The organism is Bradyrhizobium sp. CSA207 (genome assembly GCF_029051685.1).
Lineage (GTDB): Bacteria > Pseudomonadota > Alphaproteobacteria > Rhizobiales > Xanthobacteraceae > Bradyrhizobium.
Window position 1 is genome coordinate 12,592 of the sequence record NZ_JAACFT010000050.1, and the last position, 16,458, is coordinate 29,049.

Consider the following 16,458-nt stretch of genomic DNA (forward strand, 5'->3'; position numbering starts at 1 on the left):
TTCAGTGCGGCACTCGAAGAACCATCTCGCCGAGTGTGATTGGATTAGGTTCGATCGCCAGATCTAGGTCGAAAACCGGCGGCTAGACGACTGGTACAGCGAAGCTAATCTCACGACACTCGATCGTATTTGGATGGATGGCAATGGGCTGAGTTCGCCGGTGCCATACAAACCCTGAGCAATACACGCTTCGATGGGGTTGCTCTTATGCCGATCACCGGCTCGACCGGCGGCACGCAATCGCCGCCGGATCTGGGTTCGAACGCTATTCCAGCGCCGTCACAAGTCGATGCTATCGGCACCCTGCCGTACTCAAACGATCAAATGCATACAGCTAGTTCATTGCAGGTTTGGCTTGCGGGAGACCTGAGCGTGGTGGCATTCCAAGGACGAGCTGAGACAGATATGGAACGCCGCGAACAATCGAACGGATCGTTAGGGCGATCGCAATGATCGCGGCCCCGAGCATACCCGCGATGATCAACCGGGTCGTGAGATCCCAGAGTACTCCGAACTGTATGAAATCCATGAGACGGAACACGGTACCCTGGACCAGGTAGAGCAGTAGTGTGGTCTGGCCCAACTCCACAGCGATAAAGCGGGCCATTCGATTTGAATGGCCAAAGCTCCAGCATTGCAGCAGGAGTTCGACAGCGATTGCTGACGCAGCTGCAGAGCCAACAAACATGAGAAGCACGTCTTTAGTCGACCGAAAATCGTGAATTAGCGCAAGATTATTGTAGACATAGGTGTTCTTGCCCCAAGCTAGAAAGCATACGCAAGTCACTATCGAGAGAAATAAAATCAGGAGCGGCTTGTGATGTTGCAATGTACTCGTCCATCGTTCTCTCGATTGAGCAAGCAAGAAGCCGAAGCAGAAGAACGGGTAAGTGAATCTGATCAGGGGTGATATGGAGAATGTCAGAGGCGCGAGTGCGACCAGTATGGCTGAGCCAGTTATGACCCACGATCGGCAGTTGAGCCCGGTAGAAATCTTGATGAGAAGGTAGGAAACAAACGTGGCCCAGATGAACCAGTATGTGCCAGCGAGATCGTCTAAAAATTCCAAAAGTCCGCTCGTTAGGGTGGTCGCGCGCCACAATGCCGCTAACTTAGCTGTCTCCATTATCGCCCACCAAAACAGCATCGGCAGCAAGAGCTGCTTCGCGCGGTCGCTGGTTGCTCGAGTGAACGACTTTTGCAGCAGCGATCGAGAAGAAAGATATCCGCTTATCGCCATAAAGAGTGGCATGTGAAACATATAGATCGATTTGTAGTACGGCGAATACCAAAACCCGTCGTCTCGGTAGATGATATACTGGATCAGGTGGGTCGTGTCCCCAGTGATGGTGTAGCTCGGTAGAGCAAAGCCGCCCGCACGCGCGCCCACAGATAGCGCCGTAGCGGGCGGGCGGCTTTGCGGTGGTCACCGGCGGTTCTCCGGTAGGATCGGGTTGCGACACGCCAACGCAACCGAGGAACCACCGATGACCGACGATATGATGAACCTGCGCACGCTTGTGGAGAAGACCCCCGATGCGGATCTGCTGCGCGAGATGATCGGCTTTGCCGCCCAGCGGCTGATGGAGCTGGAAGTCGAAAGCCAGACTGGAGCAGCTTACGGCGAGAAGACCCCCGAGCGTCTGGCCCAGCGCAACGGCTACCGCGACCGGACCTGGGAGACCCGCGCCGGCACGGTCGAACTTCGCATCCCCAAGCTGCGCAAGGGCTCCTACTTCCCGGGCTTTTTGGAGCCGCGCCGCATGGCCGAGAAGGCGCTCACCGCCGTGGTGCAGGAGGCTTACGTGCAGGGCGTCTCGACCCGCTCGGTGGACGATCTGGTGCAGGCGATGGGCATGAGCGGCATCTCCAAGAGCCAGGTCTCGCGGTTGTGCGCCGAGATCGACGACAAGGTGAAGGCGTTCCTTGCCCGTCCGATCGAGGGCGACTGGCCGTATCTGTGGATCGACGCCACCTATGTGAAGGTGCGCCAGAACGGCCGCATCGTGTCGGTCGCGGTGATTGTCGCGGTCGGCGTCAACAGTGATGGCCGGCGTGAAGTTCTCGGCATGGATATTGGTCCTTCCGAAGCCGAGACGTTCTGGACGGCCTTCCTGCGCAAGCTCGCCCGCCGCGGCCTGCGCGGTGTCAAACTCGTGGTGTCCGACGCCCACGAAGGCATCAAGGCCACCGTGGCCAAGGTGCTCAACGCCAGCTGGCAGCGTTGCCGCGTTCACTTCATGCGCAATGCGCTGGCGCATGCCGGCAAGAGCGGCCGGCGCGTCGTCTCCGCCTTCATCGCCACCGCGTTTGCCCAGGACGATGCCGAGGCCGCGCGAACGCAGTGGCGGAAGGTCGCCGACCAGCTCCGCCCCAAGCTGCCGAAGCTTGCCGGCTTCCTCGACGAGGCCGAGACCGACGTGCTTGCCTACATGACCTTCCCGCCGCAGCATCGGACCAAGCTGCACTCCACCAATCCGATTGAACGCCTCAACGGCGAGATCAAGCGGCGCACCGAAGTGGTCGGCATCTTCCCCAACGAGGACGCCATCGTCCGCCTCATCGGAGCGATCCTGCTCGAACAGAACGATGAGTGGGCGGTCCAGCGCGCCCGCTACATGACGCTGGAAACCATCGCGCCGTTGAGCGATGATCCAACCGTCAGCCTTCCGGCTATCGCCAGCTGATCTGCCCGGCTCTTGCCGGTGAACGCGGTGACCCACCGCCAGTTACACCACGCCCGGGGACACGATCATCAGGTGCCCAACAATCACCAAAACAATGAGTGCACCTTTCGCGAAATCTAAACTTAGATCTCGATCGTTTGCCTCTGTCGTGCGTGAACTGGTGACGATCGTTCCAGTCACGGGTATCAATGTATCAAACATCTAGATATCTGTTGTTGACGAGCCGGCGGCCCATTGTCCGCTTCTTCTGCCTCATTTTTGATCCAAACGAAAGGTGATGGCGGGGGTTTTTTGAAAGGGAGCTAGGCCTTCCAGGAACTAGCTGTGGGCCGAGCGTCTCTGAATGCCTCGGGGAACAACTTTGTGGCAAAGAAGATATCTAATTTGAGACACGGTTGTAGCAGCACGGGCACGGCATACTACTTGCAGACGCGTTTGTGGGAGGAAGACTGTCACGCTCAGTCTCCCACTCGGCCCGACGCATCTCAGACCCGGCAGATGCGTCGGGCTTCCTCGGTTGGCCCAGCATAGTTGAGATTTCGTTTGTCAGCTTCGCTTGACGCCGAGGTGCTCACGCCAATAGGGGCTTCTGATAGCTGAAACTCGAGCGCGCCAACATTGGGGTTACGGCAGCGTGCTACCCGCGCACGCCGATAGCGGTGCTCTGCAGTTCTGGAGCAAAAGCCGAGGACCGACCTTTCTGCTTGAGACGCTTGTTCGGTTTCGTGTAACGAACGCCGTCAACCGCGCGTGCCTTGACGACTTTCGTCGCCCCATCTCTTAGCGAAGCTCGTGGCTTGGTGTGCATCCGCGAAGGCCTTAGTTGGATCGTACTCGCAGGATGACTGATAGCGAATCAGCTCGACCAGAGTCGCTCGCGATTGCGAGGTTCTATGGTCAAAGGTGCTGCTCGCACTCAGTGTTGTGGACCAAGGAGGACAGCAGGCGTTCTTCGCGCATCGGCCGACTCGGCGGATCACAGACAGCATTGGCGTTCAGGCGTCAGCTCCATGATCATGGCTTCAAAACTCCTGAACGTTTCGGCGGCAAGCGAGGACTCGCGCCAGTGACTTGTGCGGCGATGCTGTCGCTAGCCACAGTTTCTCTTGTGTGCCTACAAATTAGCTTCCTCGCGCTGAATTCAACGTTTCGGTCAATGACTCCTCGAATATATCTAGGCCTTGTCCCAACGTTTCTTGGTCGATCGTAAGTGCGGGCAAGAACTTCACAACCTGATCCGTCGGTCCGCATCGCTCGATTATCAATCCCTTCTCAAACGCTTTATGTGACGTCGCCTCTGCGATCTCGGTCGTCTTGCAATCGAAGCCGCATACCATGCCCCGTCCACGAACAGCAAACTTGTTTCCGTGCTGATGCGCGATAGCATCGAGACGACGCCGCATAAATGCGCCCAAGCGTTGGACCTGTTGCGAGAACGTCTGGTTACGCCAATACAGAGTCAAAGCCGCTTTGCCAGAAACGAGTGCAAGGTTGTTTCCTCGAAACGTTCCCGTGTGCTCGCCTGGTTCCCATGCGTCGATCGCTTCTTTGATCAAGAGCATCGACAACGGCAAGCCGTACCCACTCAGCGATTTCGACATCACAACAATGTCTGGCGACAAGGCAGCGAACTCGAAACTGAAGAACTCGCCTGTACGACCACAGCCCATCTGAATATCGTCAACTATGAAAATAGCTCCGACCTCTTTTGCCAAAGCCTGAATTGACTGCAACCATTCCTTACCGGCGACGTTAATGCCTCCCTCTCCTTGCACGGTTTCGACCAGAATGGCGGCGGGAAGGTCAATACCACTGCTCTCGTCCATTAATACCTTTCGCAGGTAATCCGCCGGACTGTCAGCGGAGCCAAGATACCCATCATACGGCATGAAAGTTGTGCCGGATAAGGGAATGCTGCTGGCCTTGCGGTAAAAGCGGTTACCGCTCGCAGCTATGGCTCCCAGGCTTTGGCCGTGATATCCATTCGTGAAAGAAATGACGTTGTGACGCCCTGTGACCTTACGCGAGAGCTTTAGAGCTGCTTCAACAGCGTTAGCTCCAGTAGGCCCCGTAAATTGAAAGCGGTAGGAAAGATTCCGTTCACGAAGGATGACAGAGCTAAAGGTCTCCATGAATTCGACCTTTGCTGGAGTGGCCATGTCCAAGCCGTGGACGACGCCGTCTGACTCCAGATACTCGCTGATTGCCGCTTTGATCTCCTGATTGTTGTGGCCATAGTTTAGCGCTCCAGCACCGGACAAAAAGTCAATGACCTTTCGGTCACCCTCCGCGAACATAATCGAGCCGCGCGCCCTACTGAAGACAGCAGGAAAGGAACGTGAATACGAGCGCACATTGGACTCTAGCGTTTCGACTGTCTTCATGCTGCGCGGCCCGTGTACTCCAACCATGTTGTCGTCTCCTCGACAAGAAAATCTACCCGACGAACGTGCGCGCGGCCAACATCGTACAAGAGAGGCAAGCGGTGAACGCGCGGCTCCGCGCCTCTCGACGTCCTTTGGATTGCGCGTAGCGCGTCTGAAAAACAGCTCCAGCGATTTACCTGAGAACCGTGCGGAACAAAGCTACTATGTCTAGTAGTGTCGTCCACATCCAGCGAACGCCACTGGCTAAAGTCGTCTTTCGCGGACAGGCTTGATTGGCCGCGCGAAGAATTTGCACATGCTGCGCGGTTAGCTTGCGTTAGGACAAATTCTGTAAAGGAGAAAGAATGGAATAACTTTCATCGTGACCCAAAAGGGTCCGATGCGCTCCCGTCGGTAGCAAAGGCATGGCTTGAGATCGCATCCGACCAGCGGCATTAGTGTCGCCGCTGCAACGGATGCGTAAGTTTCGGGTGCTTCGGCCCGAAGGATGCCGAGATCGGACGCACGAATCTCGCGGTGCAAACTGTGGATCGTTCGGAAGTCCAACATGGCCTGCAGCCTTTTGTGAATGCAGCGATCGTCTTGAAAGGCTACGTGATTTCGCTGTGATCGGCGCGTCATCCTCCACAGACTCCGGCGCCGGACTTTCTCTGGAGCACTCGCAGAAGCGTCGGGTGAACCCTTTTTGGCGAGGTCCTGCCTGGCAAGCCGCTGCCGCGGTACTTTCGACCTAGGCTCATCGTCGTAGGTGCGCACCTTCGTTAGGGCGAGGAGGGCCTCGCCTCGTCTGACTACGCGATCATACCAGAGGCGTTTTTGTCAGGAGCCCCCACGCTGCGAGTGCTTCGATGAGCTGCCGAAAGCACAACAACAGCGACAGGAATGCGGCAAGGTGGAAAGGCGCGCCGCACCACGAGGTAAGCACTGGCAGCGGCACATTGATCGATATCGTAAGCGCCGCGCGGACGCGGTGTGGTCGAGACTGCTTCCCCATCTTTCACGCGTCCGTTCCGCCACGATGCTCGCGCAGTGCTTCATCGAGGCAGGCGATCAACTCCAGACCGGCAAAGGGTTTGGCGAAAAAGCCAGTTACGCCGGCACTCAACGCGCGGGCTCGCGTGCGATCATCCGCGAAGGCAGTAATCAAGATGAATGGCGCGGCGTGACCCTGGGCCCGCATCTGTTCCAAAAGTTCAAAGCCGCTCATCGTGGGCATCTGCACGTCTGCAATGACACAGGACGTATCGTTCAATTGAGACGACCGCAAGAAGTCCTCAGCCGATGCAAACGTATGAACGACGTGGCCCTGCGATTTCAAAAGGTTGTCCAGTGCGGCACGAATCGAAGGATCGTCGTCGACAACGGAAACAGTTGAATACCTGGACAAGACGACCCGTTCTAGTTGGATGAAGGCGGTGGCCGAAGCATGACAGCCAGCCGAAGGGTGCGCGTGTACGACGAAATTGTAAAATCATACTTAGGTTTGTACCCTGAAACGGTCGGTCCCAATTCCCAGCCTCTCACTCATCCTGATCAAATCGGCTAGCGATCGAGCGCCCATCTTCTTCATCACGTGCCCGCGATAGATTTTAACTGTAATCTCAGCGAGCCCGAGTTCCGCGGCTACCTGTTTGTTCAATAGGCCGGCGGCGACCAGTTTCAAGACATCCTGCTCTCGCGGACTTAGGGCCTCAAACAAGGACTGCAGCCTCCTGACCACCTTATCTACACCTCGTCTCTTCCGATCCTGTTCGATAGCTGCGACTACGCCATCGAGCAGTTCCTGATCGCGAAACGGCTTGCTGAGAAAATCGATTGCTCCACTCTTCATGGCTTTGACGGTCATCGGAATATCGCCATGAGCGGTGATGAAAATGATGGGAATGTGAATCTTCAGTTTGGCTAACTCACTCTGGAGCTCTAGCCCGCTCGATCCTGGCAGCCTGATGTCAAGCACAAGGCAGCTAGGAACATCAGGAAGCTCGCTCTGGAGCAGTTCCTGGGCCGATCCGTAAGCAACGACATGTAGACCGATCGAACGAAATAGGTTGACCAGCGATTCGCGCATTGAGAGGTCATCGTCGACGACGAGGACGCTCGGCCTCACCTCCGGCCCTACGACATTTGCGGCTTCCTTCCGCGGTTCAGAGCGTTTGGTCACGATAAGAGCCTCACATTTACGATTTACAGTAGAATTGACGCGTCACAATGACCTTTGATTGATCGCAGCCTTTCGCGCAGTGCGAATCTTTGAGATTTTCCAGGTATGTGATTGGTCAGCCATTCGCGCCAGCATGACCCATTACAGGAAAGTCTAGCAAAAACCGCCTGAGTGGTCGAGAACTGCCTTTCGCGTCCGTCCGCCGTCGCGTTGGATCGGCCCCGGCATCGATCCCGATCAACAGCCGGTCGAGAACACCGAATCCAGGACTTGAGGCGCTCGCTTTAGGATGGCGGCGCGTGTCGCCTGGCCTTCGCGAGTGGGGCTGCAGCGGACGACTCATTTTGCGGCTGAAGGATCAGAATGCCCGCCGCCTTGGTAGTTGAACGCGGGGGCGCGAGCTGAGCGAATTGGCGCGATTGTGCCTGTGCATGCGCCGATCACGCCGGCGTTGCGATCGGCAAGCGGCGTAGACTATCGCACCCGTAATAAGGAAAATAGAAATCAGAACAAGTAGCAGCGGCATCAGCACATGAACTCTTCTTTTCCGTCGTCAGAGCGCCTGTGAGTTGCGTCTTTGCGAGCTTGGGAAAAGCACCCTTGCATCGACTTCGTACAACCTGACGCAAGGTGCGATTCAAGTCCGTTCCGTCACGTTTGTAGGAAAGATGCTCGAACTCGAGCTGCTGCAGGGACGCTCACGTTCGTTCGTCTCGTTGCTTCCTTCACCAGGCTCGCATCCCAAGATCAGGCGGCGTAATCTGAATGGAGAGGCGGGATACACTCCATTCGGTGTCCGGCTGCGGACCAGTTCGGCAAAGGCAGCTGCATTTGCTCTCCTGCATCAGCCAAACAACCGCTGATCCAGCCAAAGAATCATTCTCCTACCAGAGTTGGCGGACATCACGGGTCCGTGCCGGGCAGCCTGGAGTTGAAGCTCCGCTCTTTGATCTACATAGGAACGACAAAACGCGCCCCGAGCGGTCAACCTGAAGCTGTTGTCAGACCTGCCAGTAGCTTATGGATCCGCTAAGGGCCCAAGGCCCAGGCAGGGCCATTAAGGGCGGCCCGACGCACTCCGTTGAGAAGACAGTGCGTCGGGTTCGCCCCACATCGCCAGTACATCCGTGGTGATGCTGCCTCTAATGAAGCAACCAGCGTGGCAAAACTTAAGCGCGCGCAGCAAGGCAGAGTAGGTCGTGACGTCCTGCTACTTCGTACCGGTCAGGAAAGGCTTGAATCGTTCGTAGCGTCACGTTGTACGATGCCGGTGTAGATCTATCGAATTGGCAAAGTCCGATCCGGCAAAGTTCTCGTTGGCAAAGGTTGGATTAATGGTGTCACAGTACGCGTGGCGAGAAGAAGGCGTTCCGCTGTTCTTCATTTTAGTTGCAATTTTCTTCACCGGTCTTGGGGTAGCTTACGTCTTGCTTAAACAGCGATTTAAGCAGCGAGGACTCTCTCGGCTCTATCGGCTTCGCATGTCCGGCAATCGCCCTCCTGCGAACCGCAGCGAGCGGCATTCCGATCAGTGAGGGCCTGTACCGGCGCTTTGTGAGCATCAGAAGTGCCTTTGTCGCGGGTCAGTTGCCCCATCAATGGGAGCAGGAATGAAGAGAATAGTTATGGGCGCGGTTTCGCTCACGGTGGCTCTCAGATCTGCCCTTGATGCTGCGGTTCAGAGTCGATGACCGCGTGGCGCCTTCCAACAACGGAGCCAGGAGTGAACGTCGATCTCGAAAACATCAACGCGCGTGTCGGTGGGATTTCTAGCCTGAGCGTCCTTGCGGCGTTTATGTTCAGATTCGACCGAGCATCTTGCTTCTCCTCGGGCCTTAGAAGCGCACCTTAATGGCCGATTGTGGAGCAAATTTCTTTGGCGGCAGTACTGTTAAGCGTGGGCGAATTCTCGGGACCGGCTTCTGCAAGAAAGGGTAGTTCGACATGCCAGATATCAGCGAGGCGATCGCCGAGCTCACTGATCGTCTGATCGCATTCAGAGCGGTTCGCACCATAATCAACCAGGGAAGCGACATTTCCGCCGGTCAGCGTAAAGAGGCACCGTGCCCTGCCGTCGGGTATTCCTCGGCCGGCATCGACCTCAGATCTAGGGACCGCCCGGAGATCGACAGCTTGGTGCAGGCCTCGAGGGGAACAGGCTGAACTGAAACTGCGCCGGTGCGGTTTCAGCTCGAAAAGCAATATCGGTCGCGCTTATGTCCGCCGGGGAGCCATCGAGGCGGCGAAAAGGTCCAGCTGTTCGATTTGCTGCAATAGACCGAGCGCTCTGAGCTTTAGGATAACCGATTTCGAGGGGCTGAAGCTTACCAAGCAGCTGCCTCAGTTCTTTGGCTCAAATCACTCGATCAGGCCTTGTGGTTTGTTGATCGGTCAATGTCTAAACGCGCCGCCGCATCATTGGATTCGTCTCATTCGAGCTAAGTTTCTCCTGCGAGTTATAAATCAGGCTCGTGGCTAGTATCTGAGGGGCGTTGTCGAAGGAGCCGCCTTCCTCAAGTGCAAAATTGTGTACGGCGAGCTCCTTCGATATCGTGTTGGATGCACAGGCTCTGTGCTTCCTTAGCTCGGTACGGCGACCTCAGTGTCGTCGCGCTACTTGCTTCACGGGACAGCATGATCAAGATTTCACAGGTGACGCCGGGACGGACCGAACACATGCTAAGGCCGCGACAGCGCGCGCCGGGACCGCTCAAAACTTGTGAAGACACGTTTCTCGGCCCAATGCCATGTTAGTTCGGCGCTGAAGACTGTGTGCGTCGACGGTATGGTCGCTTGCTCGAAAGACATACTCGATCGACGTTGTGCGAAGCAAGTTGTGGCGCTCGGGACTTCAGTTCGCGCCAGGAGATCTCGCGATAGCTCATGGGGATGGCATTGATCGCGCCCCGGACGCTGAGGCCGATGCAGCCGTCAGAAGCCGGCATCCAATGGCCTGGCGCGTTGCGCCGATCATGGGCAAACCGATCAGCTTTCACACGTCATTGCCTGCTTGAGCAGTAGCAGCGATCTGGGGCCCTGCTGAACGTCGGGCAGTGGACCGCTGGTGATCGGGTAACGGCCACGAGCCGCTCTATCAAAAAGAATCCTTCGGCCACAGACTGCGCTAGTCGGGAGCGCCTGCCACCGATGCTGTGCAGGCCCGGCCTGCGCGCGGGATTGGGCTCGATTGACGCGATCGGGCTGTGACGTATTGGATGTGTAAGTCGCATCTTGGTTGCCGCGGTCCAGTCTTTGGCGGCCTTGATCGGTACTCGCGCCGGTTTGCGAAGTCCCTTCACAAGCTCGCCCCATATGTGTCAGATTTTGGCTCAATCCTTATTGACTGGGCGGGCAAATGCCGCGGGATCCCCTCAGCCGAACTCTGTTCGGCTCAAATGTCGACACTGACATCCAGCCCCTGTGGGAGGACGGTGATCGCGCGTTCTGCCGTGCGTGGCGCCAGCAAATCCACGGCAGCAGGGCTGTCGTGCTTGTCGTGCGGCCCATCGCGGAACACCCAGCGACGCTCGACCGCCTCGCCCATGAGTGTGAGCTGAGGGAGGAGCTCGACGGGGCATGGGCGGTGCGGCCGTTGGAACTCATCCGGGAAGCTGGTCGGACTATGCTGGTCCTGGACGATCCATGCGGCGAGCCACTGCTAAATTTACTCGGGGTCCGTATGGAGCCCAAGCGCTTCCTGCGCCTCGCTGTTGGTATCACGAGGGCCGTGGGCAAGCTTCACCGGCACGGCTTGGTCCACAAGGACCTGAAACCCGCTCACATTCTGGTCAATTGTCCTGACGAACAGGTGCGACTCACTGGGTTTGGTCTGGCTTCCCGTCTTTCCCGCGAGCGCGTGCCGCCTGAGCCTGCCGAGTTCATCGCCGGCTCGCTGCCCTACATGGCGCCCGAACAGACCGGACGTATGAATCGCTCAGTCGACTGTCGCAGTGATCTGTATTCACTTGGCGTGACATTCTATCAGATGCTGACCGGCGCGCTGCCGTTCACGGGCTCAGATCCCTTGGAGTGGATCCATTGTCATATTGCAAGAAAAGCAATCCCGCCTGTCGAGAAATCGCAAAACCTCCCGGAGCCAATCTCTCAGATTGTGATGAAACTCCTCGCGAAAACCGCCGAGGAACGCTACCAGACTGCCGCTGGCCTTGAGCACGATCTGCAACACTGTCTCGCAGCATGGGCCAACCACGGTCGCATCGACCCATTTGAGCTTGGCGCAGACGACACACCTGATCGGTTGCTCGTCCCCGAGAAGCTCTATGGCAGAGCCCGCGAGATCGAGACCTTGCTTGGCTCTTTCGATCGAGCGGTGAAGAGCGGCGCGCCGAGGTTGGTGCTGGTTGCCGGCTACTCCGGCATCGGTAAGTCCTCGCTTGTCCAGGAGCTACACAAAGTACTCGTGCCCTCGCGCGGACTGTTGGCATCAGGCAAATTCGACCAACTGAAGCGCGATGTTCCCTATGCGACATTAGTGCAGACCTTTCAGAGTCTTGTGCGTCCTCTTCTCAGCAAAAGTGAGGGCGAACTCGCGACTTGGCGGCAAGCGCTTCGGGAGGCGCTCGGCGCGAATGGACGGCTGATGGTCGAATTGATCCCCGATCTGAGCCTGATCATTGGCGAGCAGCCCGCGCCTGCTGAGCTTCCAGCCCGGCAAGCGCAAGTTCGTTTCCAGCTCGTGCTTCGCCGCTTTATTGGCGTGTTCGCCCGGCGAACCCATCCATTGGTGCTCTTCCTCGACGATTTGCAGTGGTATGACGCCGCAACACTCGACCTGATCGAGGATCTGCTGACCCAGCCGGATCTGCACCTGCTGCTGATTGGAGCTTACCGCAGCAACGAAGTTGATGCAGGCCATCCACTCAAACGCAAGCTCGAGTCCATCAGTAGAGCCGACGTAAATCTAGAGGAGATCACGCTGTCGCCGCTCACTGCAGACGATGTCGCGCAGTTGGTCGCGGATACCCTTCGCTGCGGACCAAAACGCGCTGCCCCGCTTGCAAAATTGGTGCATCAGAAGACGATGGGCAATCCGTTCTTTGCCATTCAATTCTTGTCTGAACTGGCCGAAGAGCAGCTGTTGACGTTCGATCACGAGTCGGCGCGCTGGCGTTGGGATCTCGAGCGCATTCACGAAAAAGCCTACACGGAGAACGTTGTGGACCTGATGCTCGGCAAGCTCATCCGCCTGCCCGAGGAAACGCAGAACGCGCTGCAACAGCTGGCCTGTTTCGGCAACATCGCCGGGACGGTGGAGCTTGCGATCGTGCTCGAGACTTCAGAGGAGCAGGTGCACGCGACCCTGTGGCCGGCGATCCGGCAGGAACTGATCGTGCGTCATGGAACAGCCTACCGCTTCGTCCACGATCGCGTTCAAGAGGCGGCCTACTTGCTGATGCCGGAATCCTCGCGCGCTCCTGCCCATTTGCGGATCGGTCAGATGCTTGCGGCACATGTCCCTGCGGACAAACGCGAAGAGGCCATCTTCGATATTGTCAGTCAGCTCAATCGAGGTGTCGCACTAATCGATTCCGGTCAGGAGCGAGAGCAGCTTGCGCAGCTGAACTTGGTTGCAGGGCAGCGTGCCAGGGCGTCGGCGGCCTACGCCTCGGCACTCACATATTTCACCCTCGGTGCTGCGCTGCTCGCGGAGCACTCTTGGCAAAAGCGCCACGAACTCGCGTTCGCACTGGAGACAAGCCGCGCCGAATGCGAATTCTTGGTAGGCCGGCTGGACATTGCGGCGAGCCTCCTGTCCGCGCTGTCGAAGCGCGCTTTGAACGCGCCCCAACGAGCAACGGTCGCATGTTTGCGGGTCGATCTTTACTTGACCCTCGGTCAGCACGGGCGGGCGGTACTCATAGGCCTCGAATATCTGCGCGACGTCGGGATCGAGTGGTCGCAGCATCCGACTGACCAGGAAGCACTGGCCGAATATCAGCGGATGTGGTCACAGCTGCCCGACGCAATCGAGGATCTTGCTGGTTTGCCTGGAATGACAGACCAGGCCTCGCTTGCCACGATTGCCGTCTTGACGCGGATTCTTCCGCCGGCAGGTTTCACGGACGCCAATTTATCCGCTTTGGTCATCTGCAGAGCCGTCAGCATCAGCCTCGAATACGGCAACACTGATGCTTCCTGCGCCCATTACGCATGGCTAGGCCGAATCTCGGCCGGACGCTTCGGTGACTACCAAGCGGCTGATAAATTTGGTCGTCTTGCTTGCGACCTGGTTGATCGCGGTGAGTTTTCCCGTTTTCGGGCTCCCGTCTATTTGGCCGTCGGAGGCAACGTGATCCCGTGGACGAAGCCCCTTAGAGATGGCCGAGTTTTGATCCGGCGAGCGCTCGAAGCTGCGGTCAGTAGCGGCGATGTCATCTATGAGGCGTACAGTTTGGTTCATCTAACCTCAAATATGATTATGGCCGGAGATCACCTCAAAGAGGTACAGAACGAGTTAGAGAAGAGCGCTGCTACGATCCGGAAGAGAAAGGTGCAGTTTGCTGCTGATGCCATGCATGCTCAGCTTGCAATCATTAAAACCATGCGCGGCCTCACGCGCTCATTCGGTTGCTTCGATGACCAACAATTTGACGAGCTAGACGTTGAACGATCGTTGGCAGGAAATCCGGCGTCACCTAGCGAAACCGTCTACTGGATCCGCAAACTTCAGGCGCAATTCCTATCCGGCGATTATGCTGCGGCTGTTGGTGCTCGCTCGAAGGCCGAGCCCAAACTATGGACCATACCAACAGAGCCCTTGATCGCGGAGTTTCACTTCTATGGTGCGCTGTCTCACTCATCTTATTGCGACAGGCTGGGCGAAAGCGAACAACAGCAACATCGAGATATCATTGATGCACATTACAGACAACTGCAGATATGGGCGACGAATTGCCCCGAAAACTTTGAGAATCGGGCTGCCTTGGTCGGGGCTGAAATTGCGAGGCTGGAATGCCGCGATGCAGACGCAATGCGACTCTACGAACACTCAATCCAGACCGCAGGACGTAACAGTTTCCCCCACCACGAGGGGATCGCTTGTGAACTTGCAGCGCGCTTTTATGCTGCGCGCGGTTTTGACAGGATCTCCCGGGTTTACCTGCAGGACGCGCGGCGCGGCTACCTTCGTTGGGGAGCAGATGGGAAGGTGCGTCAACTCGACGAGCTGAATCCCCATCTCAGCCATGAGGAGACCACTCTTGCCGTGAATGGCATGAGGATCGGAGCTCCGGTTGAGCATCTTGATCTGGCGACGGTGACCAAAGTGTCGCAGGCGATTTCCGGCGAGATTGTGCTTCGAAAGCTAATCGACACGCTTATGCGGACTGCCATTGAGCAGGCCGGCGCCGAACGAGGTTTGTTGATTCTGCTGGATGGAGGCGAGCTACGGATCGAGGCGGAAGCCACAACGGTAGCGGATACGCTGCTTGTAAAGGTGGATGAACAGCCCGTGACTCCGATGGCTCTTCCCGAGTCCGTGCTGCATTTCGTCCTGCGTGTCCGCGAAAACGTCATTCTCGAAGATGCTGCCGCCCAGTCTTCATTTGCGGAAGATCCGTATATCCGCGAGCGCAAAGCGCGTTCTATTCTTTGCCTGCCACTGATCACGCAGGGCAAGCTGATCGGCGTACTTTATCTGGAGAATAATCTCGCCCCGCGCATATTCTCGGCTGCCCGCAACTCCGTGCTGAAAATGCTTGCCTCTCAAGCTGCAACAGCGCTGGAAAACGGCCGGTTGTACAGCGAAGTGCAGCAACGGGAGGCGAAAATCCGGCGCTTGCTCGACGCTAACATCATCGGAATCTTTATCATCCGCGAAGGGGGCGAGATCATCGAGGCAAATCAAGCCTTCCTCACAATGGTTGGATACGACCAAGAGGATCTTCTCGCAGGGCGAGTGAACGGTCTGGACCTGACACCGCCAGAATGGCACGAGCGCACGATGGATGCTCGGACAGAAGCAAAAAGGACCGGAGCTGTTCAGCAGTTCGAGAAAGAGTATGTTCGGAAGGATGGCAGCCGCGTGCCGGTGCTAATTGGCCTCGCCGTATTCGATGAGCGACAGGACCAAGGTGTTGGCTTCGTCCTCGACCTGACAGAGCGAAAGAGAGTGGAAGCGGAAGCCCGTGAAAGCGAACGACGGTATCGCGAGACTCTGATGGGCCTTGCACACGCCAATCGGATCACGACAATGGGACAGCTGGCCGCCTCGATCGCGCATGAGGTCAACCAGCCGATTGCGGCGATCAGCAGCAATGCGGGGGCAGGGCTAAATTGGCTCGGTGCTCAACCGCCAAATCTGGAAGAAGTTCGGCAGACCTTCGGATTGATTGTCCGTGACAGTATGCGCGCTGGTAACGTGATCCGTCGGATCCGCGCTCTTATGAATAAGGCTCCGATACAAACGGAGCTTCTTGCAATTGACGAATTGATCTTAGAGGTGTTGGCCCTAGTTCGCGCGGAGCTTTCAAAAAATGATGTTTGGGTGCAAACCCGGCGGCCTGAGGCTTTGCCGCTTGTTCGAGCAGATCGCGTTCAGGTCCGGCAGGTGATTCTCAACTTGATCACGAACGCCATTGAGGCCATGAGCGAGATCAAGGAAGGCGACCGCGAACTACTGATCAGCGCGCGGACAGATGGCTCGAATAACGTATTGGTGAGTTTTCGGGATACGGGTCCAGGACTCGATCCAAACAGCGCAGACCGGGTGTTCGAGGCTTTTTACACCACCAAATCCGAAGGCATGGGCATGGGGCTTGCCATTTGCCATTCTATTATTGAGGCGCACGGGGGGCGGATGTGGGCGGGTCCGAATGATCCTCGCGGGGCTATCTTTCAGTTCAGCATGCCCGTTGCGCCCGAGGGCGTGAATCGGGCGGAACAGGTCTCTTTGTCTTAGGTTCGATTTCGATGTCGAGCAGGGGTGCTCTTGGGGAGCCCCGATCATCGTGACAGAAGCGAGCGGCGTGACCTTGGGAATTTGAGACATTCGCTTCTTGCTGCCCGTCGGGGAGCGTTGGAGCGACCGCAGATTGTCGGGGAATTGTCAGAAGATCTCCAATCTGACCGCACCCGTCAGGTTCACGGCGTTTTGAGGGCTTCCTGCAACTCTGTTGAGACTTGCAGGGCGTCAACGGAATCAGACGAAAGCTGCAGACGCAGTGTTCGCGAGAATGACGGCAATCGCCATTGAGGAATGGAG

7 protein-coding genes and 1 pseudogene are annotated in these 16,458 nt (G+C 57.2%); 3 read left to right on the forward strand and 5 right to left on the reverse strand.

What is annotated here, in order from left to right; genetic code table 11:
* Positions 1-334: 334 nt before the first annotated feature.
* Positions 335-1,390 carry a nodulation factor fucose acetyltransferase NolL gene (nolL, locus tag GWG65_RS36445; RefSeq protein WP_275200267.1) on the reverse strand — a complete coding sequence of 352 codons (1,056 nt, stop codon included), beginning with the start codon at positions 1,388-1,390 and terminating at the stop codon, positions 335-337.
* 97 nt (positions 1,391-1,487) lie between these two features.
* On the opposite strand from nolL, the gene GWG65_RS36450 reads away from it, so the two are divergent.
* Positions 1,488-2,687, forward strand: a complete 1,200-nt coding sequence (locus GWG65_RS36450) for an IS256 family transposase (RefSeq protein WP_148743006.1) — start codon at positions 1,488-1,490, stop codon at positions 2,685-2,687.
* Positions 2,688-2,756: 69 nt separating this feature from the next.
* Here GWG65_RS36450 and GWG65_RS40550 read toward each other — a convergent pair.
* The 4 genes and pseudogenes from GWG65_RS40550 to GWG65_RS36465 form a co-directional block, all read right to left on the reverse strand.
* Positions 2,757-2,888: pseudogene (locus GWG65_RS40550) on the reverse strand (nodulation factor fucose acetyltransferase NolL); the annotation flags it as partial.
* Between the two features lie 920 nt (positions 2,889-3,808).
* A complete protein-coding gene (gene ectB / locus GWG65_RS36455; RefSeq protein ID WP_275200268.1) occupies positions 3,809-5,071 on the reverse strand; it encodes a diaminobutyrate--2-oxoglutarate transaminase in 1,263 nt (420 codons plus the stop codon).
* 1,000 nt (positions 5,072-6,071) lie between these two features.
* On the reverse strand, positions 6,072-6,461 hold the full coding sequence (locus tag GWG65_RS36460; protein ID WP_148745666.1) for a response regulator: 390 nt from the start codon (positions 6,459-6,461) through the stop codon (positions 6,072-6,074).
* A gap of 90 nt (positions 6,462-6,551) precedes the next feature.
* Entirely contained in the window at positions 6,552-7,235 is a 684-nt protein-coding gene (locus GWG65_RS36465; protein WP_275200269.1) for a response regulator transcription factor, read from the reverse strand.
* A 1,944-nt stretch (positions 7,236-9,179) separates the two neighbouring features.
* On the opposite strand from GWG65_RS36465, the gene GWG65_RS36470 reads away from it, so the two are divergent.
* On the forward strand, positions 9,180-9,398 hold the full coding sequence (locus GWG65_RS36470) for a hypothetical protein (RefSeq protein ID WP_275200270.1): 219 nt from the start codon (positions 9,180-9,182) through the stop codon (positions 9,396-9,398).
* Positions 9,399-10,590: 1,192 nt separating this feature from the next.
* A complete protein-coding gene (locus GWG65_RS36475; RefSeq protein ID WP_275200271.1) occupies positions 10,591-16,155 on the forward strand; it encodes an AAA family ATPase in 5,565 nt (1,854 codons plus the stop codon).
* The last annotated feature ends 303 nt before the right edge of the window (positions 16,156-16,458 follow it).